Genomic DNA, 25743 nt, shown 5'->3' on the forward strand with positions numbered 1-25743 from the left:
CTAGCGGCTCTGTCCGGATCACCAGAAGATCCAGAGCGCAAGGCCGCCGAAGATGGCCCACTTCACGAGGTAGTAGACCCGCTTGTCCCACGCCTTCAGGCGCTTGCCGACCACGCGGATCTGGTAGATGTACTTGAATGCGCGGTTGATGCCGCCGGTCTTGTCGCCCGCGTCGTTGGGCGACGCCGCCGCGGCCAGCAGGTTCTTGGCGAACCAGCGGTTCACGGCACTGGCCCAGCGGTACTTCAGCGGACGCTCGATGTCGCAGAACAGGATCACGCGGTCGTGGTCGGTCGTGTTCTCGGCGTAGTGGATGAAGGTCTCGTCGAACACCACGGCCTCGCCGTCGCGCCAGTGGTAGCGCTGGCCGTCCACGTCGATGTAGCAGCCCTCGACGCCAGGCGTCCACAGCCCCAGGTGATAGCGCAGCGAACCGGCGAAGGGGTCGCGGTGGCGCACCAGGCGGCTGCCCGGGGGCAGCTCGGCGAACATCGCGGCCTTGATGGTGCCGATGCCCTTGAGCAGTTCGGTGGTGCGCGGGCACAGCACGGCGGCCGAGGGGTGCGCCTCGTCGTACCACTTCAGGTAGAAGCGCTTCCAGCCGCTCTTGAAGAACGAGTTGAAGCCCACGTCGTTGAACTGGCTCGAGGCCTTGATGCTGCCGCCGTTGCGCATGGCGAGCGCTTCCTCGCGGATCACCTCCCAGTTCTCCTCGAGGATGCGCATCTCGGGGAACTGCGCGGGCGACAGGTACGGCGTACCCGGCACCTTCGAGAAAAGGTACATGAAGACGTTCAGCGGCGCCAGGAAGGTCGAGTGATCAGAGAGCTGTCTGAAGAAACGATGCCGCACCTGGCCGCGGAAATGAACGTAGAGCGCGCTGAGCGCGAAGATGGCAAGAATGACCCACTTCATTGTCGAAAGTGTCCTGTAAACGGCACCGGGTAGTGTAAATCGTTGCCCCGGAATGGGCCTGATCGCGCCCCATGACCACGTTGGACGGTGTAACCGCCGGGTTTTCAGCCGAACGGCAGGTGCTGCGGCGCATCGGCCCCGGCCAGCGGCAGCCGCACCGTGGCGACCAGCCCGCCGCCGGGCGCCTCGTCCAGCGCGACCTCGCCGCCGTGGCGGTCGACCACCGACTTGACGATCGCCAGCCCCAGGCCGCTGCCGCTCTGGCTCTGGTCCGGGCTGCGGAAGAAGCGGTCGAACACCCGTTCGCGCAGCGCCCCCGGAATGCCCGGGCCGCGGTCGGTCACGCGCAGCACGGCATGCGCGCCCTCGCGGGACACGCGCACGACCACGGTCGCGCCCTCGGGGCTGTACTTGATGGCGTTGTTGATGAGGTTGTCGATCATCGACATCAGGCTCTCGCGCTCGCCGAGCACCGGCACGTGGTCGTCGCACACGAGCTCCAGCTCGATGCTGCGGGCGCTCGCCAGGCCCTCGATCATGGCGAGGCGATCCTGCACCAGCGTGTCGAGCACCAGCATCACGGGCAGGCCGTGGCCCGAGACGGCGTCGCTGCGCATCAGCTGCAGCAGCTGGCCCACGAGCCGCGCCGCGCGGTCATTGCTGCGCAGCAGGTTGCCCATGAGCTCGCGCTGGCCCTCGTCGGTGGTCTGCTCCTTCAGCGCCTCGACGTTCACCCGCATGGCCGCCAGCGGCGTGCGCAGCTCGTGCGCGGCGTCGGCGATCAGGCTGCGCTCGCGCGATGTGCTGTCGCGCACGCGCTGCAGCAGGCTGTTGATGCTCTGCACCGGCGGCTGCAGCTCCTTGTGCGGCGGCGAATACGACAGCGGCGTCAGATCGGCCGGGCCGCGCTCCGAGGTTTCCTTGCTCACCTGCCGCCAGGGCCGCAGCGCCACCCGCACCGAGAGCCATGCCGGAAAGATCAGGAACGGCAGGCTGATGACGAGCGGCAGCAGGTAGAAGCCCCGGTACATCACGGTCACCGTGAGCCGCCAGACGCTGGGCTCGGCCAGCATCACGCGCGTGTCCGAGGTGGTCGAGGCCAGCGTTCGCGCGCGCCATTCGCGGTCGCCCGCCCTCACCGTCTCGATGCGGTTCAGCGTGGTGTTGAGGATCACCGGCACCGCCGCCGTCGAGCGGTAGATGAGCCTGTCGCCCTGCCACACCTGCATCACCGGTGCGCTGTCGGAAGCGGCGTCGCCGTCGCCCACGGTCTCGAGCAGTGCGGCATCGAAGGCCGCCAGCGTCTGCTGCTGGGCGGCGGGCTGGCCGGACATGTTCTGCGCGATGGCCAGCACGGTGTTGAAGATCTTGTCGTACTTCAGCAGCTCGGGGTCTTCGTACGAGTCGTACAGCAGCAGCGCGATGACCATGGTCCACAGCAGCGCGACCACCGCCATCTGCGCCATCAGCAGGCGCCGCATCAGGGAAGGCTGTTTCCAGTTCTTCCAGCGCTGCGCCAGCCCCTGCAGCATCACTTGGACGCGCTCCGCGCCAGCGACTGCGCGTCGATCACGTAGCCGATGCCGCGCACCGTGCGGATGTAGCCCTGGCCGATCTTGCGGCGCAGGTTGGAGATGTGCACCTCGAGCGAATTGCTGCCGTTGGCCTGGCCTCCGGGCAGCACCTGCTCCTCCATCACGCGGCGCGTGACCACGCGGCCGGTGCGCTTGAGCAGCAGCGCGAGCAGGTCGAACTCGCAGCGCGACAGTTCGACCGGTTCGCCGTCGACGATCACGCCGCGCGTGGGCTCGTGCAATGCCAGCCCGCGCATCCGGATGGTCTCGTCGTTGAAGCCGTAGCTGCGGCGTGCCAGCGCCCGCACGCGCGACAGCAGTTCGGCCAGCGCAAAGGGCTTGACCAGGTAGTCGTCGGCGCCGTCGTCCAGGCTGCGCAGGCGGTCGTTGAGCGCGTCGCGCGCGCTCAGCACGAGCACCGGCAATATCTGCCGGTCGCGGCGCAGGCGGAACAGCAGGTCGAGCCCGTCGCCGTCGGGCAGGCCGAGGTCGAGCAGCACCATGTCGAAGGTGCCGCCGTCGAGCGTGCGCAACGCGTCGTCGAGCCGGCGCACCCACACCACGTCCATGCCCTGGTTGGCCAGCGCGATGCGCACGCCGTTGCCGAGATCAAGATCGTCCTCAACAAGCAAAAGATTCATGGGCCTCCACGGGAATGGCCCGTCCGCCGGCGCGCGGAGGCGGGACGGGGCCGGGTGAGGCCGAAGTATCTGACAAGCGCCGCGCACCGGATTCAGGAAATCTTCATGAATGCCGCAGGGATTCTTCAGGTGCATGCCGGACACTGCCGCAGTTCCAGCGAGAAGCTCCGTACCGAAGAATTGCCCGGAAGGAAAATGAAATCCAGGAAACCCTGCAACCGCGGCATCGGCCCCGCGTTCGACGTCATCGGCGGCAAGTGGAAGGCCGCGATCCTGTGGGAGCTGCACGCGCAGCCGCGCCGCTTCGGCGAGCTCAGGCGCCTGCTGCCGGAGATCGGCGAGAAGACGCTGATCCTGCAGCTGCGCGAACTCGAGGCCGACGGCATCGTGCATCGCGAGGTCTTCCATGAAGTGCCGCCGCGGGTCGAGTATTCGCAGACGAAGCTCGGTGCCACGCTCCATGCGGCACTCGGTCCGCTGGCCGATTGGGGCGACCGCCATGCCAGGCGCGTGGCCACTGCGCGCAGGCAGGCAGAAGCGGCGGCATGAAGCGGCTTGCCAACCCGTTGTCGGCTGCGCTGCTGGCGCTGTGCGCAGCCCTGCCGCTGTCCCGTGCCATGGCTCAGCCATGCGCGCCGTCTCCGGCCTATGAAGGTCCGCCGATGCGCTCCGCGCCGCAGACCGTGTGGCAGAAGGACTTCAGGCGTTCCATCGACGGTGCATTGCCACCTGCATTGCAGGCCTCGTTGAGCGGCGCGCTCGACAGGATGCTGGCGCACGTGCCGGCGGCCAGCGTCGCGGTCGCCATTCCCGGCCAGGGCACCTGGACAGCCACACGCGGCCTCGCACGCAGCGAACCGCCACAGCCCGTGATGCCCGACCAGGCCTTTCAGGTGGCCAGCACGGCAAAGACACTAACGCCAGTGTGGTTCTCCAACTCGTCGAAGAGCAGAAGCTGCGCCTCGAGGACACCATCGACAGGTGGTTTCCCGACGCACCCAACGCGAAGCTCATCACCATCGAACAGCTGCTGCGGCATACCAGCGGCCTGGTGAGCTTCAATGCACTGCCGTCGTTCGGCACCCACTACCGCACCCCGGCCGACATCATCGCGCTCGGCACCTCGCAGAAACCGCAGTTCTGCCCCGGCACCGACTGGAGCTACACCAACACCGGCTACGCGATGCTCGGCATCATCATCGAGAAGACCGAAGGCGCGCCATTCGCAGAGGTGCTCTCGAAACGGCTCCTGCAGCCGCTCTCGCTGACACACAGCGTCATGCGCAGGCCAGGCGTAGAGCTGCCGGTGGCCTCGGGCCATGATGCGGGTCGTCCGGTGCAAGCGCCCGACCAGTACGCCACGCCCTATGCTGCCGGCGCGCTGGCCTCCACGGCCGGCGACCTCGTTCGCTTCTGGCATGCGCTGCTGGCCGGCCGGGTGCTGCCCGAACCCGCGGTGCACCGCATGTTCAGCGGCATGCCGGCGATGCTGGGCGCCTACAGCGGCAGCAGCTCCTTCTATGGCATGGGCGTGCAGCTGTACGACGTACCCGACGGCCCGGGACTGATGCTCGGCCACAGCGGCGGCATCGAGGGCTTCACCAGCGTCGTGGCCTACGTGCCGGCCGACGACGTCTACATCGCCGTGTCGTTCAACGAAAAGAAGGTGCCCGCCGAAGCGGGCCTGTGGGCGCTGCTGCGCGCGGTGCGCGCCTACCGCGCGCTGAACTAGCGACCGGTGCCGGCCGGTCAATCGGCCCAGCCGGTCTCGATCTCGGTCTTCACCTCGGTCATGAGCTTGTGGACCGGGCACTTGGCCGCCACGCGCAGCAGTTCCTCGCGCTGCACGTCGCTCATCGCGCCGGTCACGCGCAGGCCCGACTTCAGGCGATAGACGCCCTTGCGCTCTTCGCTGTCGTCGCGGTCGACGACCACCTCGATGTCTTCCACCGGGATGCCCTTGCGGCGCGCGTAGATCAGCACCGTGAGCGCCTTGCAGGCCGCGAGCGATGCGTCGTACAGGTCGTGCGGCTCGGGGCCCGCGTCGCTGCCTCCGCCGGCGGGCGAGGCATCGACAGGAATCTCGTGGTTGCGGATCTTGAGGATGTGGCGCGTGCCGGTGGTGCCGTCGCGGCGGATCGAGATGGTCATGCGGTTGTCCTTTGGCAGAAGTTGGAGGATCGGGAAATCAGGAAAAGAAGGCCTTCAGGTGCGTGAAGGCGATGAAGAGGCCGCCAGGGCGCCGGTACCCGCCCGCGATGCCCGGAACGTCGTTGCCCGTGCTCATCGGTCGACCGCCAGCGTCAGCGTCTCCTTGATCTCTTCCATCACCACGTAGCTGTGCGACTCGGCCGCCACAGGCAGTTTCTTCAGGATGTCGCCGAGCAGGTGGCGGTATTCGCTCATGCCGCTCAGGCGAGCCTTCACCAGGTAGTCGAAGCTGCCCGACACGAGGTGGCATTCGAGCACTTCGGGCATGTGCAGCAGTTCCTGCCTGACCTTGTCGAACACGTCGCCCGACTTGGCCGAGAGCTTGATCTCCACGAACACCAGCAGCGTCTTGCCCAGCGCCTCGGGCGAAACGCGCGCGTGGTAGCCGGTGATGACGCCGTCGCGCTCCATGCGCTTCACACGCTCCGCGCAGGGGGAGGCAGACAGGCCGATGTGCTCGGCCAGCTCGGTCATGGAGATGCGGCCCTGGCGCTGCAATACGTCGAGGATCCTGCGGTCGATTCGGTCGAGTTCAGGCATTTCACTTCGGGCGTGGCTCTGGACGATTGTTGGCAGCGGATTCCCCTGCCAAACCTCCAAAAACGATGGAATCCACGGCATTGTGCACTTTAGATTCCACGTATTCCATCTGAATCGGCGAATACACCATGAAAGTCATCGTTCTCGGCGGCGGCGTGATCGGCACCACCACGGCCTACTACCTCGCGCGCTCGGGCGCAGAGGTCACCCTGCTCGACCGGCAGGACGGGCCCGCCGAGGAAACCAGCTTCGGCAACGCCGGCCAGGTGTCGCCCGGCTACTCCACGCCGTGGGCCGCGCCGGGCATTCCGCTGAAGGCGATCAAGTGGATGTTCAAGAAGCACGCGCCGCTGTCGATCCGCCCAGACGGCACGCTGTTCCAACTGCGCTGGATGGCCGCCATGCTGCGCAACTGCTCGCCCGAGGCCTATGCGGTGAACAAGGAACGCATGATGCGCGTGGCCGAATACAGCCGCGGCTGCCTGCAGCAGCTGCGCGCCGACACCGGCCTGCAGTACGAGCAGCGCACCGGCGGCACGCTGCAGCTGTTTCGCACGCAGGCGCAGCTCGACGCGGTGCAGCGCGACATCGCGGTGCTCGAGGAATGCGGCGTGCCCTACGAGCTGCTCGATCGCGACGCGCTCGCCGGCGTCGAGCCCGCGCTGGCCGGCGCGCGCGACCGCCTCACCGGCGGCCTGCGTCTGCCCAACGACGAAACCGGCGACTGCCACCTGTTCACGCGCGGCCTGGCCGACATCGCGCGCAGCCTGGGCGTGGACTTCCGCTTCGGACAGACCATCGACGGCCTGGAAACCGACGGCAGCCGGATCACCGGCGTGCGCACCACTACGGGCAAGATCCTCACGGCCGACCGCTACGTGATGGCCTTCGGCAGCTACTCGCGCGCCGCCATCGCCTCACTGGGCCTCGACATCCCGGTGTACCCGGTCAAGGGCTATTCGCTGACGGTGCCGCTGCTGGACGAATCGCTCGCGCCGCAGTCGACGGTGCTCGACGAGACCTACAAGGTCGCCGTCACGCGCTTCGACAACCGCATCCGCGTGGGCGGCATGGCTGAGCTCGGCGGCTTCGACCTGCGCCTGAACCCCGCACGCCGCGCCACGCTCGAGAAGGTCGTGACCGACCTGTTCCCCGGCGGCGACGTGCCCCGCGCCACCTTCTGGACCGGGCTGCGCCCGATGACGCCCGACAGCACGCCCATCGTGGGCGGCACGCGCTACGGCAACCTGTTCCTCAACACCGGCCACGGCACGCTGGGCTGGACCATGGCCTGCGGCTCGGGCAAGCTCATCTCCGACATGGTGATGGGCCAGCGCCCCGAGATCCGTACGGACGGCCTCGCAATGGACCGCTACGAGCAGGGCTCGCCGCGCGCGACGCGCCCCAGCACCGCGGCTGCACCCGCCTGACGCACAGGCCGAAGGCGTCGGCCACGCCGTCACGGCACATCGGCCTACAGAATCGCCGCGAAGTCGCGGTTGCACAGCCGGTTTCCGCCGCTACCCTGGAGGGCACGGATCCAACTGATGCAACCCCTCATTCACATCGCCTACGCGAGCAAAGCGACGCAAGCCTTCGATGGCAGCGCCCTGGCGCAGCTGATGCAGCGCGCAAGCAGTGCCAATGAACGCCTCGGGCTCACGGGCTTTCTGCTCTACGACAACCGCCATTTCTTTCAGCTGCTGGAAGGTCCGCCGGCCGTCGTCGACGAGACGTTCCGCAAGATCGTGGCCGACGCGCGGCATGGCGAGATCGTCTGCATCCTGAACGAACCCCTTCCCGCGCGCCAGTTCGACGAGTGGTCCATGGCGTTCATGGCCATGACGCCGGGCGAGCTCGGCGCGATCGACGGACTGCAAGACGTCTTCGACGCAGACGCCACGTTCATGCAATTGAATCCGGCACGGGCGCGCCGGGTGATTGCAGCCTTTGCCGACGGGCGCTGGCGGCAGAACATCGTCGGGCGTGCATCGCAAAAAAGGGCAACCGTCACCGGCGCGGCCGCCGACGCCCCGAGCGTTCCCGCGCCTGCATCGGCAGCCTGGGCGTCGGCGTACGGCCGCAGCTACGCCTATCAGCCGATCGTCGACACGGTGGCCCGGAAGGTCGTGTCCTATGAGGCCCTCGTTCGCGGCGCCCGGGGCGAATCGGCGTTCCAGGTGCTGGGGGCGGTGCCGGCCGCGCAGCTCCACGGCTTCGACGCCGAAGGCCGCATCGAAGCCATCGCGCAAGCGGCGCGCCTGGGGATCGACTGCGACCTGAACTTGAACTTCATGCCGCAGAGCGCCGTCGCGTCCCCGCGCGTTCTGGACAGCACCCTGGCCGCGGCCCGGCAATGCGGCATGGCGCTCGAGCGCATCGTCATCGAGATCACGGAGACCGAGGCCATTCAGGACCATCGCAGCTTCTCGGAGTCGATCGACGTGTACCGGCGCCAGGGGCTGAAGGTGGCCATCGACGACTTCGGGGCCGGTTATTCGGGGCTGAACCTGCTCGCCGAATTCCAGCCCGACCAGATCAAGGTGGACATCGCCCTGGTGCGCCAGATTCAGATCAACGGCCCGCGCCAATCGATCGTGCGGGCCATCGTGGGCCTGTGCCGCGAACTGCGCATCGACGTGATCGCCGAAGGCATCGATTCGCCGGACCAGCTGCGCTGGCTGGAAGACCAAGGCGTGCACCTGTTCCAGTGCTACCTCTTTGCGAAGCCGGGCTTCGAGTGCTTGCCGATGCCTGCGTTTCCCGAGCCCCGCCAGACGCAGCCGACCCAGCCCCCAGCACCAGGAACTTGACCCAGCCTCTCAAGCAGCCTTGGCGACAGGAATGACCGCGCTCATGCCGCGGTGAACCTCCGCTTCCCCGTGCCTGGCCAGCAGCTGCATCAGGTGCTTGCGGATCAGCATGCCCGGCCGGTCGGACTCCATCGAGTACTCCACGCCGCGCCGGCGCGTGTCGACCAGCGCGTCGGGGTCGGTCGATTCGAGGATGTCCTTGTCCTCGCGCGTCACCGCCTCGTCGAAGTCGATCAGCATCTGCGCGCTGCAGTCCGCCTCGGTGTCGTTTCGGAAGAGCCATTGGCACAGCTGCATGCGGCCGTCGTCGATGGGCGTGAAGCAGTTGATGATGATGTGGCGCACGCCGCTCGGGTATTCGATGTCGAGGCGGCGCGAGAACGGCAGGAAATAGGCGTTGCGCATGTGGCGCGTGGTGATGGGGTCGGTCACGCCGCTGATTGCATGAAACTTCACCGGATTGGTCGCCTCGATGACGGTCTCCGCGTAGAAGCCCGACTCGTTCTCCACCAGCTCGTACCTGCTCGGCTTCGGGCTCGCGGCCACGCCGAAGGTGGCGCGGTGCACGAAGCTGAAGTGCGAGTTGTCGAAGGAGTTCTCGAGCGCGCGCATCGGGCTGGTCTGCCACTCCTCGTAGAACTGGAAGATGGTGCGGTAGCCCGGGTCGTCGAACTCGGGAATCGCTGGAATGTCGGCAATGGGCTCTTCCAGCGCCACCCATGCATAGCCATAGCGCGCGGTGCAGCGGTAGGCCGTGGTCTTGTAGTCGGGCGAGATCGTGCGCCCGGGCTCGTACTGCGGAATGCGGATGACCTGGCCGCTGCGGTCGTAGGTCCAGCCGTGGTAGCCGCACTGGATGGCACCGGTGCCGCAGGCCTGGCCTTCGCTGTCCACGCACCAGCCTTTCGACAGCTTCGCGGTGCGGTGGCAGCAGCGGTCGCGCAAGGCGGCGGGCTGGCCGCTGGCATCGATGAAGAGAACGATGTCTTCGCCCAGCAGCCTGAAAGGCCTGGGGCCGCTGGCCAGTTCGGTGAGCGGCATGACGGCATGCCAGAACTTGCGGAAGACGGGTTGTTGGGTAACGAGCATGCGCGGACTCCTTCTGTGGTCGTGTGGGGACGAACTGAAAGAGCAATTTCCTGCCGGGGTGCGGGGAGGGGCACCGCGCGGCTGAACGCTTCTACTCTGCGCAACCTGCCATGCAAATTGCGCGCCCGGATTGTGACGCGGCCGCGCCGCCGCTCCAAGCCCCGGCCGCAAAGCCCGAGCAAAACCGGCTGGCACTGGCCTTGGCATGCGTCGTGCATCACCGGCCGCAAGAGTAGAAGCGTTCAGCAGCGCACGCACCATGAACGTGCGCCGCCCGGAAATTGCTCTTGAAACGCCTTCTGCTTCTTGCAGGGGGATTCAAGACCCGAAGTTTCCGAGGCCCCGCCATGCAACGTCGATTCTTTCTTGCAGCCACCGGCACCACCGCAGCCGCCATCGCCGCTCCTTCCGTCTTCGCTCAGGGCAGCGGCAAGCTCACCCCGCTCAAGTTCACGCTCGATTTCCGCATCAACGGGCAGACCGCGCCTTTCTTCCTCGCGATGACCAAGGGCTACTACAAGGACGAAGGGCTCGACGTGAGCATCGACACGGGCGCCGGCTCGGTCGCCTCCATCACCCGCATCGCCAGCGGCGTGTACCAGCTGGGCCTGGGCGACATCAGCTCGCTGGTGGAGTTCAACGCGCAGAACGCGGGCACGCCGATGGTGCAGGCCGTGTACCAGTACTACAACCGCGCACCGTTCGTGATCATCGGGCGCAAAGACCGCGGCGTGACCGCCGATTTCAAGAGCCTGCAGGGCAAGAAGGTGGCCGCGGCCGCCGTCGAATCGACCCGCCGCGCCTGGCCCCTGGTGGCACGCAAGCAGGGCATGCGCGGGGACGCCTTCCAGTGGCAGACCACCGACTTCAGCGCGCGCGACAACGTGATGGTGCGCGGCGACGTGGATGCCGCCACCTACTTCCACGACTCGGCCGTCTCGCTGTTCGCGCGCATGAAGCCCGACGAGCTGTCGGTGCTCAAGTACGCCGACGCGGGCGTCAACCTGTACGGCAACGCCATCCTGGCGAGCAGCAACCTCATTGCGCAGAACCCGAAGGTGGTGGCCGCCTTCCTGCGCGCGAGCAACCGCGCCATCGTCGAGACCTTCGCCAATCCGGCGCCCAGCATCGCGGCCATGCGCCAGCGCGAGCCCATCCTCGACGAGAAGATCGAGCTGGAGCGCTGGGGCATCACCGCCCAGTACGTGGGCGCGGCGGACACGCGCGGCCACGGCCTGGGCGACATCCGCAAGCTCACGCTCGAGCAGCAGGTCGACGAAGTGGCCGATGTGTTCGGCCTCAAGGTCAAGCCTGCGTCCGACGCCATCTTCAACACTTCGATGCTCCCATCGCGCAGCGAACGCAATCTCCCCAAGGTATGAACTTCAACAGCTACAACACCACCTCCACCTACCCCGCCGAAAGCACGCTCGACGAGCGCGACGGCCGCTACCTGCGCAAGGCCATCGGCTGGTCGCACGCCGCGCGCCGGCGCGGCAACCGCCCGTTCGGCTCGGTCATCGTCTCGGCCTCGGGCGAGGTGCTGGCAGAGGCCGGCAACAGCAACATCGAGACCGGCGACTGCACCGCGCACGCCGAAGTGAATGCGCTGCGCGCGCTGGCCGGGCGCAACATCTCGCGCGAGGAACTCGCGGGCGCCACGCTCTACGCCTCGGGCGAGCCCTGCGTGATGTGCGCGGGCGCCATCTTCTGGTCGAACATCGGCCGCGTGGTGTTCGGCATCGACGCCGAGCGCCTGCGCGTGTTCCGCGGCGAACGGCAGGACCAGCGCGACGCCGAGCTGTCGTGCCGCGACGTGTTCCGCGCCTCGCCGCACCCGATCGAATGCGTCGGGCCGGCGCTGATCGACGAGGCCAGCGCGGCGCACGACGGGGCCTGGAAAACCTGAGGGCCCCGGCCTCCGAAAGACCCGCTCCTGTCCGGGGCTCCGGCTTCGCCCAGAATCGCGTCGGCCGCCATGGCCCACGAGAACACACAGGAGCAAGCCCCTTGACCGCGACACCACAGGCCCCCCACGCACGCACCACCCGCGCGATCCGCGTCGCCACGTTCGGCGGCCCCGAGGCCATGCGCCTCGAGACCGTCGACCTTCCCGCGCCCGCCGCCGGCGAAGTGCAGTTGCGCCAGACCGCCATCGGCTTCAACTACATCGACGTCTACCAGCGCAGCGGCAAGTACCCGCTGCCCTCGCCCACCGGCCTGGGCCACGAGGCCACCGGCGTGGTCGAAGTGCCGGGCGAAGGCGTCACCGACCTGAAGCCTGGCGACCGCGTGGCCTACATGAACGCAGGTGTCGGCGCCTATGCCGAGCGCCGCAACGTGCCGTCCGCCAAGCTGGTGCGCATTCCCGACGCCATCTCCGACGAGGACGCGGCCGCCGTGTTCTTCAAGGCCATGACGGCGCAATACCTCGTGAAGAAGACGCACGCGGTGCAGCCCGGCGACATCGTGGTGGTGCATGCGGCCGCCGGCGGCGTGGGGCAGATCCTCAGCGGCTGGGCCAAGGCGCTGGGCGCCACGGTGATCGGCACCGCCGGCTCCGCCGCCAAGTGCGAGGTGGCGCGCGCGGCAGGCTGCGACACGGCCATCGACTATTCGCAGCCCGACTGGGTGCAGCAGGTGATCGACGCCACCGGCGGGCGCAAGGCGCGCGTGGTGTACGACTCGGTCGCACAGCACACCTTCATGGGCTCGCTGGACTGCACCGCGCCGTTCGGCATGGTGGTGCTGTACGGCGCGGCCTCGGGCCCGGCGCCGGCCATCGACCCGGAGCTGCTCAACAAGAAGGGCTGCCTGTTCCTCACGCGCCCTTCGGTGTTCCCGCACAACGCCGACCCCGCCACCTTCCGCGCCAACGCGAAGGACGTGTTCGACGCCATGGCCTCCGGCGCGGTGCGTGCCTCGATCGGCGCGCGCTTCGCGCTGGCCGATGCGGCCGACGCGCACCGCGCGGCCGAGAGCCGCTCGGTCACCGGCGCGATCCTGCTGCTGCCCTGACGGGCGCGGCCGGGCGCCGGCTGCTGCTCAGGCGTTGCCCTCGGTTGCGGTCGCGGCCAATGGCGCGGCCGATGACGCGGCAGCCTTTTCGGCGTAGCGCCGGAAGTTCGCGTTGCGCTGGTCGAGCGCCTCCTGCGTCCTCGGCACCATGATCGGCGCGCCTTCGTGCGCGAAGGCCTGGCACTGCTCGACGTAGGGGCGCAGGCTCTCGTGATAGACCGGGGATGCGGCCGACATGTCGCCGCCGCACTCGCTCCAGGTTCGGGCGAGCGTCTCGGCGGACACCATGGCCAGCGTGGTTCCCATGCCTGACAGCAGCGCAGCGCAGTGGCCCGCATCGCCGATCACGGCCACGTTGCCCTTGATCCAGCTCGGCATGTGGGTCTGGCTCACGGAGTCGAAATAGAAGCCCTTGGCGGCCGGGTCCATGAACGCCTCACGTATCGCGGGGACCTGCCACGCATCGACGCGCGAGAGGAAGCCGTCGATGATCCTGCGGTGAGCGGCAAGGTCGCGGTGGTCGTAGTCGATCTCGGGGCTGGCGGCGATCATCATGGCCTGCGGTCCGTCGCCTGCGTTGCGCACGCTGATCTTCAGGCCGGGCACATTGAGCATGCCGCGGGACCACTCGCGCTCCTTCGGCAGGTCGAGCAGTGCCACGTAGTGGCCGAAGTGCCGCACGTAGTCCCTCTCGGGGCCGAAGGCGAGCCTGCGCACGTTCGAGTGCAGGCCGTCGGCGCCCACCACGAGGTCGTAGCGGCCCTGCGAGCCGTCCGTCAGCGCCACGTCCACGCCGCCCTCGCCGTCCACGAGCGATGCGATGGACACCTTGAATCGGAACCCGACATCCTTCGGGATCAGATCGAGCAGGATGTTGTTGAGGCGATCGCGCGAGATCTCGATGTCGTCGTCGGTCTCGTTGGCGAACCACCGCAGGTCGAGCGTCGCCACCTGCTCTCCCTTCGCGTCGAGCACCGGCGCCGGCTGCGAGATCACGACCTTCTCGTCATCGATCCGCTGGAGGATGCCCATCCGCTGCGCCGTGCCGAGCGCCCGTCCGCGCACGTCGATGGGTGCACCGCCGGGGCGCAGGCCGTCCGAACGCTCGACCACTGTCACCTGGTGGCCGAGATGGGCGAACCAGTAGGCGGCAGACAGGCCGGCCATGCTGGCGCCGGAGACGAGGACATTCATGATGCGGCTCCTGAGTGTGTGGGTGTGCGCTCTACAGCTTGAATTCCCTGGCCATCCGGATCACGGCCTGCTTGTCGAAGTTGTTGATCTCGTCGATCAGGTCGTTCGTGAACAGGCGGTTCGGGTCGCCGAGCTCTTTGCCGAGCTTGGGGTTCTTGCTGCTTTCCGCGGCCATCTCGATGTTCGAGTTCCATTCGGCCAGCGACGACGCGCCCATGCGCTGGTCCGGGTCGTCGGGGCGGCGCATCCAGCTGTTCTTGCGGTCCTTGAGGATGAACGCCAGTTCCTTGCGGGCTTCTTCCTCGCTGCGGCCCTTGGGCTTGCTCTCGGGGTACACCGCCCAGTGCAGGTCGATGGCCGCATCGAGGTTCGCGTTCGAGAAGATGGTCGACTTCGCCATGCCCTGGAACAGCGCCACCAGCGACTTGCGCTCGTCCTTCAGCAGCTTGCGCGGCACGCACAGCCAGCCCGATCCCAGTCGCGCGAACCTGGGCGTGAGCGGCACATAGCGCAGCCTGGTGCCCACGAGTTCGATGCGTGCCGTCGCGGTGTCGAAGGCCACCATGGCGTCCACCCGGTCGTTGTCGATGGCAGCCCCGGCGGGCGCGCCGTCGCCGATGGCGATGTACTCGCAGGTGTCGTCCTTCAGCCCCAGTTCGGCGAGCATGGTCTTCGTGACGACGATGCCCGCGTCGCCCTGGCTGCGCACGCCGATGCGCTTGCCCACGAGGTCGGCCACCGACTTGATCGGGCTGCCCGGCTTGACCACGACCGTGTTGGCATTGCCCGGCAGCCACTTGTAGACGCTCACCAGGTCCAGCGACGGGTCCTTGGCCATCGCGGGCAGCAGGATGCCCGGCACCGCGGGCCCGAAATCCACATGCCCGGCGCGCAGGCTCTGCAGCGCCTGCGTCATGCTGGACATGTTGACGTACTCCGGGTCCACGCCGGCGGGCTTGTAGAAGTTGAGCCGCGGATGCTGGCCCGCCGTGACGAAGCACTGCTGCGGGTCGTTCACCGCCGCCGTGTTCGCCAGCTTCATCACGCGCACGCCCTGCGCCAGTGCCGGCAGTCCCGTCGCAAGGGCCCAGGCGCCGAGGCCCAGGCCAAGATCACGTCTCGTCAACATCGCTGTGCTCCTTCAAGGAAAAAGAGGGACCGGGAATGCGGCCGGTTCAGGTGTTCACCGGGCGCTGGGAGGTATCGGCGGGCATCCAGTGCAGGACACGCCGCTGCACGCGGCGCAGCGCGGAGGTCAGCAGGATGCCGATGACGGAGAGCACGATGCACACGGCAAAGCTGCCGCCGGTGTCGGCCTGCGCTTCCATCTGCAGGATCAGCACGCCCAGCCCGGCCTGCGCGCCCACGAACTCGCCGACCACGGCCCCGACCACGCTGAAGGCCGCGGCCATGTTGAGGCCCGCGAAGATGTACGGCAGCGCGGTAGGAAACTTGGCCTTGCGGAAGATCTGCCAGGGCGACGCCGACAGCGAGCGCAGCAGGTCGATGCGGTCGGTGTCCACCGCCTTGAAGCCCGCGATGCTGGTCACCAGCACCGGGAAGAACGTGAGCAGGCAGATGATGACCACCTTGGAGCTGATGCCGAAGCCCAGCCACACCACGATGATCGGCGCCACCGCCACCTTGGGCACGCTCTGAAGCGCCGCCACGTAGGGCTCAAGCAATGCCTCCAGCCGCGGCATCTGCGAGATCACGATGCCGATCGCAAGCCCGATGCCGCCGCCGACGAAGAACCCCAGCAGGATCTCCGCCAGCGTCACGCCGCCGTGGTACCAGAAGCCGTCCTTCGCCATCGGTCCTGTGGCCAGGCCGCGCCACAGCGCGACCGCGATGTCGCTGACCGGCGGCACCAGGTGCTGCGGCACCTTGAACCAGCGCACGGCGGCCTCCCAGGAACCCAGCAATGCGGCCAGCAGCAGGACGGACTGCACGCGCGTGGAGGCGAGCGGATTGGCGCGCCGGCGCGACCTCGGCGCCACAGGCGTGGCGACCGGAGTGGCGGTGTCGGCCGACGACGCGGTCCGGGAGGAGTTCAGCATGGCGGTGGTCATGGGGCGTCCTTTCAGTCGAACGAGGCAGCGTGCGAGAAACGCTCGCGGATCGACGCGGACGCCGCCGCGAAGCGGGGATGCGACATCGCGTCCATGGTGCGGGGGCGCGGCAGGTCGATGGGCAGCACGCGCTCCAGCGTGCCGGGGCGCGGCGACATGACGAACACCCTGTCGCCGAGGAACACGGCCTCCGGAATGGAGTGCGTGATCAGCACCACGGTCTTGCCGCTTTCCATCCAGATGCGCTGCAGCTCGAGGTTCATGCGCTCGCGCGTCATGGCATCGAGCGCGCCGAAGGGCTCGTCCATCAGCAGGATCTTCGGGTCGTGCAGCAGTGCCCGCGCGATCGATGCACGCTGCTGCATGCCGCCGCTCAGCTGGCGCGGCAGCTTGTGCTCGAAGCCTTCGAGCCGGACCATCTGCAGCAGCTGCATCGCGCGGTCGCGGGCCTTCTTCATGTCCAGGCCCAGTACCTCCGCCGGCAGCATCACGTTCTCCAGGATGGTGCGCCAGGGCAGCAGGATGGAACTCTGGAACACCACCCCCACGTCGCGGCGCGTGCCGCGGATGGGCTGGCCGTCGAGCATCACCGTGCCCATGCCGTAGTCGAGCAGCCCGGCCAGGATGCGCAGCAGCGTGCTCTTGCCGCACCCGCTCGGCCCGACGATGGTGACGAAGCTGCCCTGCGCGATGGTGCAGTCGATGTCCTTGAGCGCGAGCACGCCCTCGTTGCCGCCTCCGAAGGTCTTGGACAGTCCCTCGATGCGGATGTAGTCGGGGCGTAGCGGTGCGTTCATGCGTCGACTCCTGTGGGCTTCAAGAAATGAACCATGTGCCGGGCGAGCGCCTCGGGCGCCTGCATCGCCGTCACGTGGCCGACCGAGGGCAGCAGCACGGCGTTGGCATTGCGGATGCGGGCCGCCATGGCGAGGGTCACGCTCGCGGGCACCACCCGATCGAGCTCGCCGGCCAGCAGCAGCGTGGGCGCCACGATGCCGGCCACGCCGCTGTCGAGTGCCGTCTGCACCGTGGCGGCGCGCCGCGCGGACCGCGGCGATGCGGGCCGCACGTTCGCGAAGAAGCGCCGCAGCTCGGGCCGCTCCACGAGGAAAGCCTCGGGGAAGAACCATGTCGCCAGCTCTTCGGCGGTGCCGGGAAGACCGCGCCGGACCTCGCCCAGGCGGCGCGCGTCGGGGCAGAGCTCTTCCAGCGGCCTCGGCAGCGGCCAGGTGCTGCCGAGAACCAGGTGATCGACGACGCGCGGGTGCATCAGCGCCAGCGCCTGCGCCACCCGCCCGCCGAAGGAAGACCCGAACACGTGCGCACGCCTGAGGCCCAGGCCGCCGATCAGCCGTTGCGCATCGTTCGCGAGGTCCGACAGCGTGCAGCCGTGTTCCGGGGCTTCGGTTTCGCCGCAGTCGCGCTGGTCGTAGGTGATGACGGTGAAGTGGCTCGCCAGATGCGGCACCAGCGCCGCGAACATCTGCCGGGTGGCTTCCGCGCCGTGCATGAGCACCAGCGGCGGCCCCTCGCCGGCCCGCTCGAAAGCGATGCGCACCTCGCCGGCCTGCAGGAACTCGGTCATGTCGCGCCGCCTTCCTTCTGCACTTGTGCCGCGGCTTCCTCCTGGTCCAGCCAGAAGGTCATCTCGATCTTCAGTCCGCGCGGATCATGCAGGAACAGCTGCTGGATGTTCCAGCCGGGAATCGGTGCCTCGCTGAACGGCACGCCCAGTCCGCCCAGGTGCGCGCGCATCTCCCGGAGCCCGTGCGATCGGAAGGAGATGTGGTCGACATGCCCGGTGACCGGCTGCACGGGCGCGTCCGGCGTCGAGAGGTGCGCGAACAGGTGCACGATCGGCTGGCCTCCGGCATAGAGCCAGGCGCCCGGCGCGGGAATCTCGGGCCGCCGGCCAGCCTCCAGGCGCAGCACGCGGGTGTAGAAGTCCAGCAGCAGCGGCAGCTCCTGCGGCGCACAGCGGATGGTGAAGTGATGCAACGCGGTCACGGGCATGGAAGTCCTCCTTCAGCGCGCTTGCGCCTGCATGGCGGAAAGATGGGACGCGGCAGGCGCCGCCGCGAACCTGTAGGCGAGCCCCGGCATGGCAGGCACCCAGCGCGCGGCGGCGAGCGCCAGCAGCCGGATGCCGAGGATCTCTTCCGGCAGCCAGCGGTCGCGGGTGCCGAAGACATTGAAGGTCGCGTAGCAGAGCGCGCCCTGCATGAGCGGCACGTTGATCACGCTGCGCAGGCCGATGGCACGCATCTGCTCGAAGTCGTCGAAGTGCTGCGCGAGCACATGCGCCCCTTCGCCGACGAAAGGGCGCCCCTCGACGAAGAGGCATTCGGTCCATGGCGTGCGTGTCTTGCGCTTGGCGCCATTGACCGGAAAACGCTCCGCTTCCGATGAGTGGAAGCGGCGCAGCAGCACCTCGCCTGCCGCATCGCGCGCGGTCGTCACGTTCTGCTGGATGCTGAAGATCGACTGCGGTGCGATCCGGCGCCGCAGCGCATCGATCGCGGCCATTCCCTCCCCCGGCGTGGTGCAGGCCGCGAGGAGGTCCAGGTCCACATCATGGATGTTGCACGGTGATGTCATGAGGAAAGTCTAGGCCGGTCGATTCAGGAAAAGCATCTATAAACTGATGCACCGATAACCCGGGAGTTATGGCTTGTCTTCCTTCCGCGACCCTGCCGAGATGCTTCACCAGGCGCTCCTTTCACGCCTGAGGCTGCGCCAGCTTGCCTTGCTGCAACGCATCGACCGGCATCGGACGCTGGGCAGGGTCGCCGCCGAGATGCGGGTGAGCCAGCCCGCGGTGACCAAGGCGCTCAAGGAGGTCGAGGAGGTCTTCGGCAGCGCGATCTTCCTGCGGACCAGCCGCGGCCTCGTTCCCACGCCGAGCGGCGAGGCGGTGCTGGCCTATGCGAAGCGCGCGCTGGCCGAACTCGAGGCGACGGCCCAGGTTCTCTCGTCTTACGAGGCGGGGCGCGGCGGCCGCGTGCGCATCGGGCTCACGCAGCAGGTGCCGCAGAAGTTCATCTCCGCCCTGCTGGACCATCTGCTGCACCGCACACCGCGCGTCGCGGCGATGGTGCGCGAAGGCACCACCGACGAACTGGTGGGACTGCTGCTCGCAGGCGAGCTCGACTGCGCCATCGGCCGCTCGTACGACGGCGACGCCACCGGCCTCGTGCAGGAGGCGTTCTACGAGCAGGAGCCCTGCCTCGTGGTGTCCGCCAGGAGCGCCAGGAGGCTGTCGCGCGGTCCGCTCGACTGGGCCGGCCTGGCGAAGCTCGACTGGATACTTCCGCCGCTGAACACGCCGATGCGGCGCACCTACAACGCCGTCTTCGTCGGTGCGGGCGTGCAGCCGCCCGTGCCCATGCTGGAGTCCACGTCCATCCGGACCCTGGAGACGGCCCTGCGCGACGAGCCCAACGCCATCTCCATCCTTTCGCGCGACGTCGTGGACGACATGGAGGCCAAGGGCCATTGGCGAGCCCTGCCTTACCGGCTGGGATGGAACCTTCCGCCGGTGAGCTTCCTCACCACCAGCGCGATGCAGGGCAGCCTCATGGTGCGGGAACTGAAGGAAGTCGCGGTGAAGGCGGCCGGCGAGATGAAGAAGCAGAGATCGCAGGCGCGCAGCGCACCCTAGGCGCGGCACGCCACGTGCGAGACTCGCTGCATGCCCTGGCACGCCCGTCTCCATCTCTCCTATCGACACGAAGCCGCCCGCACCGTCGCCCGCTTCCGCCACGACGGCCCGCTGCGCATCCTGCAGAGCCTCTACCCCGAGGGCGACAGCGTCTGCCACAACGTGCTGGTGCACCCGCCGGGCGGCCTGGTGGGCGGCGACACGCTGGACATCGACATCGAGGCCGCCGACGGCAGCCACGGCCTCATCACCACGCCGGGCGCCTCGCGCTTCTACCGGTCCGAAGGCGAGCTGGCGCTGCAGCGCACCCGCATCCGGCTCGCAGCCGGCGCACGGCTCGAATGGCTGCCGCTCGAGGCCATCTGCTACATCGGCTGCCAGGCGGAGAACCGGTTGTCCATCGAGGCCGCGCCCGGTGCCGAGCTGATCGGCTGGGATGTGACCGCGCTCGGCCTGCCCAACGCCGGCCAGCCCTTCGAGCGGGGTACCTACCTGCAGCACATCGAGGTACCCGGCGTGTGGCTGGAGCGCGGACGCATCGACGCGGCCGACCGCCGGCTGCTGCAGAGCCCGCTGGGGCTGGGCGGCCATCGCTGCATGGCATCGCTGTTCTTCGTGGCCGGATCGCCCCTGGAACGCGCGCGCCGCGACGTGCTGCTGGCGCACGCACGCAGGCTGCTGGAGGCGCACGGATTGGCCGACAGCGCCGGTGCCACCAGCCCGCATGCCGAGGTGGTCGTGCTGCGCGTGCTGGCACCGGTCGTCGAACCCGCCATGCAGCTGCTGCGGCAGGTCTGGCAGGCATGGCGCGGCGAACTCTGGCAGCTGCCGGCCGCCACGCCGCGCATCTGGGCGACCTGAGTGCGGGGCCCCGCGTGAGGGGGCGAATTTGTAGCCGCTGTCTGACGGACAGCCGCCGCGCAAAGGCGCAACCTGCCTTTTTGCCCAGCGGTGACAAGGACCGGCCATGCCTGCTCAGAAAATCCCGGAGACGAACGCCTCGCTGCATCGGCGGCTGGCGCGGTTCAACGCCGATCGGCTGAAGCCGGGCACGCCCGCTCCCGGCTGGAAGGAAGAACTTGCGCGCGAGCATGAATACCGCCTGCTCGAAGGCGGCTTTCTCGAAGCCTTGCGCACCACCGTGCAGGTGGGGGCCTGCGGCTCGGCCGGCAATGCGGACCACTTCGTCAACTGGTTCGAACGGCTTGCGCACAACGGTCCCGGGCAGAACCATCCGTTGTTCGAACGGCTCGCGCAAGAGGCCACGCTGCCGCAGATGCGGTGGTTTCTCACCCAGGAAGCCGCCGGCGAAGCGGGCTTCGAAGACCTTCTGGCCTACACCCAGGTCAAGCTGCCGCCGCAGCCCAAGCTCGAATGCGCGCGCAACTTCTGGGACGAGATGGGCCACGGCAAGCAGAGCGCCATGCACGGCCAGATGCTGGAGCAGATGGTGCGCGAGCTCGGGCTGCAGCCGTCCATCGACGGCACCGTGTGGGAATCGCTGGCGCTCGCCAACACCATGGTGGGCCTGGCGACCACGCGGCGCTACGGCTACCACGCCATCGGCGCGCTCGGCGTCATCGAGCTCACCGCGCCGGGACGCGTGAAGCAGGTGGCCGCGGGCATGCGGCGCCTGGGCCTGAGCGGCCGCGCACGCGCGTACTTCGACCTGCATGCGGCGCTGGACGTGTCGCATGCGCGCGCATGGCTGCGCGAGGTGATCCATCCGCTGGTGGCGGCAGAGCCGTCCTGCGGCCAGTTCATTGCCGAAGGCGCGCTGATGCGGCTCGTGTGCGGCGAGCGCTGCTTCGACCGCTACACCGCGCATCTCGACGAAGCCCTGCGTGCCGAGGAGGCCGCTGCATGCTGAACGCGGCCGGCGTGCTGCGCCAGGTGGCGGCCACCGGCTACCGCTTCACCACGGTCACGCCGCTCACCCACCAGCGCGTATTGGCGCGGCGCGGGCGCGAACCGGGTGCCACGCTGCGCGACATCTTCGGCTGGAACCTGCCGTTCGAGGCGCGCGCCGTGGCGCCGGAACTGTTGGCCGCGATGGAGCACGCCGGCGTCGTCGCGCGCACCGGCACGCTGCTGCGCAGCACGGTGCGCATCGCGAGCCTCGGCGACGACCTGTTCCTTCACTCGGCCTATCCCACGGTGGAGGAGAACGCGGTGTTCTTCGGGCCCGACACCAGCCGCTTCGCGCGCTTCCTCGGCCATGCGCTGGCGCATCGCATCGTGCAGCCGCGACCGCTGCGGGTGCTCGACGTGGGCTGCGGCAGCGGCGCGGGCGGCATCGCGGTGGCGCGGGCGCTGGCCGCCCTGGGCATTCCGGCCAAGGTGGTGATGAACGACATCAACCCGCTCGCGCTGCAGTACACCGCCGTCAACGCCGAAGTGGCCGGCGTGACGGTGACGCTGGCGCAGGGCGATGCGCTGGCGGCGGTCGACGGCATGTTCGACCTCATCGTGTCGAACCCGCCCTACCTCGACGACGCCGCGCGGCGCGCCTACCGCCATGGCGGCACGCGGCTCGGCCGCGCGCTGAGCGCGCGCATCGCAACCGACGCGCTCGGGCGCCTGGCACCCGGCGGGCAGCTGCTGCTGTACACCGGCGTCGCGATGGTCGACGGCGAAGACCCGTTCCTGGCCGAGATGCGTCCGCTGCTGGCCGCGTCGGGCACCGAATGGTCGTACACCGAGATCGACCCCGACGTATTCGGCGAGGAGCTCGAGCGGCCGGTGTACGCGCACATCGACCGCATCGCCGCCGTGGGCCTCGTCGCCACGCGCGCGCCGGAGGCCGCCTGATGGCCGCCCGGCTCGACCTCGCCGGCCCGGCCGACCTCGACACGGCCACCGGCCCGCTCGCCGGGGTGCGCGAATGCAGCGTGCTCGAGCGCATGCCCAAGTGGCTCATCTGCGTGCCGCTGGTCGTGCAGTGGCTGTGGCTGTCGCTGCGCCATGGCGGCCCCACGGTGCCCTCGGCTGCCAATCCGCACCTGACGTCCGGCGGGCTGGTGGGCGAAGGCAAGCTCGAGTACTTCCGCGGCATGGGACCGCTGGCGCGCTCGCTCACGGCCGCGCACTGCGCGGTGTTCAACGACGGCACTGCCACGCCGGCCTCGCTGCAGCGGAGCATGGCGGCTGCCGGCCTCGCTTTCCCGGTGGTCGCCAAGCCCGACCTCGGCCTGTGCGGCTACGGCGTGCGGCTGCTGCACGGCATGCCCGACCTGCAGGCGTACCTCGCGGCGTTTCCCGCGGGCGAGACCGTGGTGCTGCAGCACTACCTGCCGCAGGAAGGCGAAGCGGGCATCTTCTACGCACGCGACCCGGTCACGGACGAGGGCCGCATCATCGGGCTGGCGCTGCGCTACTTCCCGCGGGTGACGGGCGACGGGTGCAGCACCGTGGCCGAACTCGTGGCGGGCGACGCGCGCGCCCGGCGCATCGCGCGCTCGCCGCGTCACGCGTGCAGCGTGCCGCCGGACAGCGTGCCCGCCGCCGGCCAGCAGGTGCGGCTGGCCACCATCGGCTCGACCCGGGTGGGCGGGCTGTACCGCAACGGCGCGGCGCTCGTCACGCCCGAGCTGGTGCGCGCGATCGACGCGGTGGCGCGCGACATGCCGGGTTTTCACTTCGGGCGCTTCGACGTGCGCTACGACAGCCTGCGCGAACTCGGCGCGGGACGCGGCTTCACCATCATGGAGATCAACGGCGCGGGCTCCGAGGCGATCGAGGCCTGGGACCCCGGCATCGGCGTGCTGCAGGGCTTCCGCATGGTCTTCGCCAAGCAGCGGCTGCTGTTCACCATCGGTGCGGCGCAGTGCAAGGCGGGCGTCCGGCCCATCGGCCTGCTGGCGCTCGCGAGGCTCAACCGGCGGCAGAACCGCCTGGTGGACCGGTATCCCCCTTCCAACTGACGAAGGCACTGCATGAAAGAGCGCACGCCCCCGGACCCGACCGCCGCCACCTTGCTGGAAACCCGCTGGGCCGACTGCGAGGAAGACCTGCGAGACGCCCAGCGCCTGCGCTACCGCGTCTTCGCGCAGGAGATGGGCGCCAGCCTGTCGCCGCCCGAAGGCACGCCGCCGGGACTCGACGCCGACCGCTTCGATGCCTTCTGCGACCACCTGCTGGTGCGGGCGGTGGACCCGGTGCACGGCGCCGGCCCGCTGATCGGCACCTACCGCGTGCTCACGCCCGATGCGGCGCGCCGCGCGGGCGGCTTCTACACCGACACCGAATTCGACCTTGCGCCCCTCGCACCGCTGCGCGGCCGCGCGCTGGAGCTGGGCCGCTCGTGCGTGGACGCGCAGTGGCGCTCGGGCAGCGTCATCATGGCGCTGTGGACGGCGCTGGGGCAGTACATGGTCGAGCACCAGCTCGACACCATGATCGGCTGCGCCAGCATCGGCCTGGACGACCAGGGCCTGAGCGCCGCGCGGCTGTGGCACCGGCTGTGCCGCACCCACCTGGTCGAGCAGCGCTGGCGCGTCGAGCCCCGCATCGCGCTGCCGCTGGACACCGACCCGGACGCCGATGCCGACAGCGACGCCACGCCGCCCGCGTCGCCGCCGCCGCTCATCAAGGGCTACCTGCGCTGCGGCGCGCGGCTGCTGGGTCCGCCGGCGCTCGATGTCGCCTTCAACACGGCCGACCTGCCGCTGATGCTGCGGGTGGACGAGGTCTCGCCACGCTACCGCCAGCACTTCTTCAACGTGACGGCGTGAACGCGGCCGACCCGGGCACCCCGGCGCGCACCGCCCGCACGCTGCGCGCGGTGGTGGCCGCGCAGTTCTTCAGTTCGCTGGCCGACAACGCCCTGCTGATCGTCGCCATCGGACTGCTCGCGCAGCGCCACGCGCCCGGCTGGATGACGCCCGCGCTGCGCCTCTTCTTCTACCTGTCTTACGTGCTGCTCGCCGCGTTCGCGGGCGCCGTGGCCGACGCCGCACCCAAGGGCCGGGTGCTGATGGCCACCAACCTCGTCAAGCTGGGCGGCTGCGCGCTGCTGCTGTGGCACGTGCAGCCGCTGGTGGCCTATGCGCTGGTGGGGCTGGGCGCGGCGGCGTACTCGCCGGCCAAGTACGGCATCCTGCCCGAGCTGCTGCCGGAGGAGGAGCTGGTCAAGGCCAACGGCTGGGTCGAGGCCAGCACGGTGGTGTCGATCCTGTTCGGCGTGGGGCTGGGCAGCGCGCTGGTCGACCGCGACCTCGGCCTGCACGCCATCGGCGCGGTCTACCTGCTGGCGGCAGCCTGCACGCTGGCCATTCCGTACAGCCCGGCGCGCGATCGCAAGGCGCTGGCGCACCCCGGACGGCTGCTGCGCGATTTCCGGCGCTCGCTCGGCCTGCTGTGGCAGGACGCCGACGCGCGCATCTCGCTGGCCGTCACCAGCCTGTTCTGGGCCGCGTCGGCCACGCTGCAGTTCCTGGTGCTGCGCTGGGCCGCCGAGCGGCTCGGGCTCACGCTGGCGCAGGGTGCGCTGCTGCAGATCGCGGTGGCCATCGGCATGGTGGCCGGCGCGATGGGCGCGGCCCGCTGGTTCCCGCTGGAGCGCGCGCGCCGGGCCCTGCCGCTGGGCGTGGTGCTGGGCGCCGCGGTGATGGCGATGACGCTGGTGACAGGGCCGGCGTTTGCCGTCGCCATGCTGGTGCTGGTGGGCGCCCTCGCGGGGCTGCTGCTGGTGCCGATGAATGCGCTGCTGCAAAGCCGCGGGCTGCTGCGCATGCATCCGGGCCAGTCGATCGCGGTGCAGAACGCCAACGAGAGCCTGGCGTCCCTCGTCATGCTCGGGGTGTATGGCGGGCTGCTCTACCTCGACGCGCCCCTGCTGCCCACGCTGGCGGGTTTCGGCGCGTTCCTGGTGCTGGCAATGGGCGGCATCTTCGCCTGGTCGCGCCGCCAGAGTTCCACGCGCGAGAGCCTGGCCTCGCAGAACGGGTAATACTGGGGTTTGCATTTCATGCGATTGGGATACAGTCCCGCACCACTGCTTCAGGACTTGCCGAC

General features: G+C 69.1%; 28 protein-coding genes. 14 read left to right on the forward strand and 14 right to left on the reverse strand.

What is annotated here, in order from left to right; translation table 11 throughout:
- Positions 1-18: 18 nt before the first annotated feature.
- The 3 genes from lpxO to AACL56_RS29015 form a co-directional block, all read right to left on the reverse strand.
- Positions 19-915, reverse strand: coding sequence for a lipid A hydroxylase LpxO (lpxO, locus tag AACL56_RS29005; protein ID WP_339093462.1), 897 nt, complete (start codon positions 913-915; stop codon positions 19-21).
- A gap of 104 nt (positions 916-1019) precedes the next feature.
- Complete coding sequence (locus AACL56_RS29010; RefSeq protein WP_339093463.1) at positions 1020-2447, reverse strand: sensor histidine kinase; 1428 nt, start codon at positions 2445-2447, stop codon at positions 1020-1022.
- The gene (locus AACL56_RS29015; RefSeq protein ID WP_339093464.1) at positions 2447-3130 is read right to left on the reverse strand and encodes a response regulator; all 684 of its coding nucleotides are present in this window, start codon (positions 3128-3130) and stop codon (positions 2447-2449) included. Before AACL56_RS29015 ends, AACL56_RS29010 begins: the two co-directional genes overlap by 1 nt.
- A gap of 195 nt (positions 3131-3325) precedes the next feature.
- On the opposite strand from AACL56_RS29015, the gene AACL56_RS29020 reads away from it, so the two are divergent.
- Positions 3326-3679, forward strand: a complete 354-nt coding sequence (locus AACL56_RS29020) for a helix-turn-helix domain-containing protein (RefSeq protein WP_339093465.1) — start codon at positions 3326-3328, stop codon at positions 3677-3679.
- A 97-nt stretch (positions 3680-3776) separates the two neighbouring features.
- Here AACL56_RS29020 and AACL56_RS29025 read toward each other — a convergent pair whose 3' ends face one another.
- The gene (locus AACL56_RS29025) at positions 3777-3938 is read right to left on the reverse strand and encodes a hypothetical protein (protein WP_339093466.1); all 162 of its coding nucleotides are present in this window, start codon (positions 3936-3938) and stop codon (positions 3777-3779) included.
- Positions 3939-4055: 117 nt separating this feature from the next.
- On the opposite strand from AACL56_RS29025, the gene AACL56_RS29030 reads away from it, so the two are divergent.
- Positions 4056-4862, forward strand: coding sequence for a serine hydrolase domain-containing protein (locus tag AACL56_RS29030; protein ID WP_339093467.1), 807 nt, complete (start codon positions 4056-4058; stop codon positions 4860-4862).
- A 17-nt stretch (positions 4863-4879) separates the two neighbouring features.
- Here the strand turns inward: AACL56_RS29030 and AACL56_RS29035 are convergent, their stop codons facing one another.
- On the reverse strand, positions 4880-5281 hold the full coding sequence (locus AACL56_RS29035; protein ID WP_339093468.1) for an OsmC family protein: 402 nt from the start codon (positions 5279-5281) through the stop codon (positions 4880-4882).
- Positions 5282-5413: 132 nt separating this feature from the next.
- Positions 5414-5881 (reverse strand): winged helix-turn-helix transcriptional regulator, encoded by a 468-nt coding sequence (locus AACL56_RS29040; protein WP_339093469.1) that lies wholly within the window; start codon positions 5879-5881, stop codon positions 5414-5416.
- 128 nt (positions 5882-6009) lie between these two features.
- On the opposite strand from AACL56_RS29040, the gene AACL56_RS29045 reads away from it, so the two are divergent.
- Both AACL56_RS29045 and AACL56_RS29050 read left to right on the forward strand, forming a co-directional pair.
- Positions 6010-7311 (forward strand): D-amino acid dehydrogenase, encoded by a 1302-nt coding sequence (locus AACL56_RS29045; protein WP_339093470.1) that lies wholly within the window; start codon positions 6010-6012, stop codon positions 7309-7311.
- A gap of 117 nt (positions 7312-7428) precedes the next feature.
- Complete coding sequence (locus AACL56_RS29050; RefSeq protein ID WP_339095267.1) at positions 7429-8694, forward strand: diguanylate phosphodiesterase; 1266 nt, start codon at positions 7429-7431, stop codon at positions 8692-8694.
- Between the two features lie 9 nt (positions 8695-8703).
- On the opposite strand, the gene AACL56_RS29055 is transcribed toward AACL56_RS29050, so the two are convergent.
- Entirely contained in the window at positions 8704-9783 is a 1080-nt protein-coding gene (locus AACL56_RS29055) for an aromatic ring-hydroxylating oxygenase subunit alpha (protein ID WP_339093471.1), read from the reverse strand.
- 347 nt (positions 9784-10130) lie between these two features.
- Between AACL56_RS29055 and AACL56_RS29060 the strand changes: the two genes are divergently transcribed.
- The 3 genes from AACL56_RS29060 (at position 10131) to AACL56_RS29070 (ending at position 12801) form a co-directional block, all read left to right on the forward strand.
- On the forward strand, positions 10131-11165 hold the full coding sequence (locus tag AACL56_RS29060) for an ABC transporter substrate-binding protein (RefSeq protein WP_339093472.1): 1035 nt from the start codon (positions 10131-10133) through the stop codon (positions 11163-11165).
- The gene (locus AACL56_RS29065; protein ID WP_339093473.1) at positions 11162-11692 is read left to right on the forward strand and encodes a nucleoside deaminase; all 531 of its coding nucleotides are present in this window, start codon (positions 11162-11164) and stop codon (positions 11690-11692) included. The genes AACL56_RS29060 and AACL56_RS29065 overlap by 4 nt, the downstream gene beginning before the upstream one ends.
- Positions 11693-11871: 179 nt before the next feature.
- The gene (locus tag AACL56_RS29070) at positions 11872-12801 is read left to right on the forward strand and encodes a quinone oxidoreductase (protein WP_339095269.1); all 930 of its coding nucleotides are present in this window, start codon (positions 11872-11874) and stop codon (positions 12799-12801) included.
- A gap of 27 nt (positions 12802-12828) precedes the next feature.
- On the opposite strand, the gene AACL56_RS29075 is transcribed toward AACL56_RS29070, so the two are convergent.
- From AACL56_RS29075 to AACL56_RS29105, 7 genes are read right to left on the reverse strand one after another with little or no spacing between them, the layout of a single operon-like run.
- Positions 12829-13995, reverse strand: a complete 1167-nt coding sequence (locus AACL56_RS29075) for an FAD-dependent monooxygenase (protein ID WP_339093474.1) — start codon at positions 13993-13995, stop codon at positions 12829-12831.
- Between the two features lie 31 nt (positions 13996-14026).
- Entirely contained in the window at positions 14027-15124 is a 1098-nt protein-coding gene (locus AACL56_RS29080) for an ABC transporter substrate-binding protein (protein ID WP_339093475.1), read from the reverse strand.
- 46 nt (positions 15125-15170) lie between these two features.
- Positions 15171-16067: an ABC transporter permease gene (locus AACL56_RS29085; RefSeq protein WP_339093476.1), complete on the reverse strand. Its 897-nt coding sequence runs from the start codon at positions 16065-16067 to the stop codon at positions 15171-15173.
- Between the two features lie 11 nt (positions 16068-16078).
- Positions 16079-16864, reverse strand: a complete 786-nt coding sequence (locus AACL56_RS29090) for an ABC transporter ATP-binding protein (protein WP_339093477.1) — start codon at positions 16862-16864, stop codon at positions 16079-16081.
- A complete protein-coding gene (locus AACL56_RS29095; protein ID WP_339093478.1) occupies positions 16861-17652 on the reverse strand; it encodes an alpha/beta fold hydrolase in 792 nt (263 codons plus the stop codon). Before AACL56_RS29095 ends, AACL56_RS29090 begins: the two co-directional genes overlap by 4 nt.
- Positions 17649-18080: a VOC family protein gene (locus tag AACL56_RS29100; protein ID WP_339093479.1), complete on the reverse strand. Its 432-nt coding sequence runs from the start codon at positions 18078-18080 to the stop codon at positions 17649-17651. Before AACL56_RS29100 ends, AACL56_RS29095 begins: the two co-directional genes overlap by 4 nt.
- Before the next feature lie 12 nt (positions 18081-18092).
- Positions 18093-18665 (reverse strand): GAF domain-containing protein, encoded by a 573-nt coding sequence (locus AACL56_RS29105; RefSeq protein ID WP_339093480.1) that lies wholly within the window; start codon positions 18663-18665, stop codon positions 18093-18095.
- Positions 18666-18738: 73 nt separating this feature from the next.
- Here AACL56_RS29105 and AACL56_RS29110 point away from each other — a divergent pair, with 73 nt between their 5' ends.
- The 7 genes from AACL56_RS29110 to lplT all read left to right on the forward strand — a co-directional run bounded on the left by AACL56_RS29110 (position 18739) and on the right by lplT (position 25678).
- Complete coding sequence (locus AACL56_RS29110; RefSeq protein WP_339093481.1) at positions 18739-19728, forward strand: LysR family transcriptional regulator; 990 nt, start codon at positions 18739-18741, stop codon at positions 19726-19728.
- A gap of 30 nt (positions 19729-19758) precedes the next feature.
- Complete coding sequence (locus tag AACL56_RS29115) at positions 19759-20589, forward strand: urease accessory protein UreD (RefSeq protein ID WP_339093482.1); 831 nt, start codon at positions 19759-19761, stop codon at positions 20587-20589.
- Positions 20590-20695: 106 nt separating this feature from the next.
- Positions 20696-21598: an iron-containing redox enzyme family protein gene (locus AACL56_RS29120; protein WP_339093483.1), complete on the forward strand. Its 903-nt coding sequence runs from the start codon at positions 20696-20698 to the stop codon at positions 21596-21598.
- Positions 21592-22539: a class I SAM-dependent methyltransferase gene (locus tag AACL56_RS29125; RefSeq protein ID WP_339093484.1), complete on the forward strand. Its 948-nt coding sequence runs from the start codon at positions 21592-21594 to the stop codon at positions 22537-22539. The genes AACL56_RS29120 and AACL56_RS29125 overlap by 7 nt, the downstream gene beginning before the upstream one ends.
- Entirely contained in the window at positions 22539-23651 is a 1113-nt protein-coding gene (locus tag AACL56_RS29130; protein ID WP_339093485.1) for a hypothetical protein, read from the forward strand. The genes AACL56_RS29125 and AACL56_RS29130 overlap by 1 nt, the downstream gene beginning before the upstream one ends.
- Positions 23652-23663: 12 nt before the next feature.
- A complete protein-coding gene (locus tag AACL56_RS29135) occupies positions 23664-24461 on the forward strand; it encodes a GNAT family N-acetyltransferase (protein WP_339093486.1) in 798 nt (265 codons plus the stop codon).
- The gene (lplT, locus tag AACL56_RS29140) at positions 24458-25678 is read left to right on the forward strand and encodes a lysophospholipid transporter LplT (RefSeq protein WP_339093487.1); all 1221 of its coding nucleotides are present in this window, start codon (positions 24458-24460) and stop codon (positions 25676-25678) included. Before AACL56_RS29135 ends, lplT begins: the two co-directional genes overlap by 4 nt.
- The last annotated feature ends 65 nt before the right edge of the window (positions 25679-25743 follow it).

The sequence above is a fragment of the Variovorax paradoxus genome (assembly GCF_902712855.1).
GTDB lineage: Bacteria > Pseudomonadota > Gammaproteobacteria > Burkholderiales > Burkholderiaceae_C > Variovorax > Variovorax paradoxus_Q.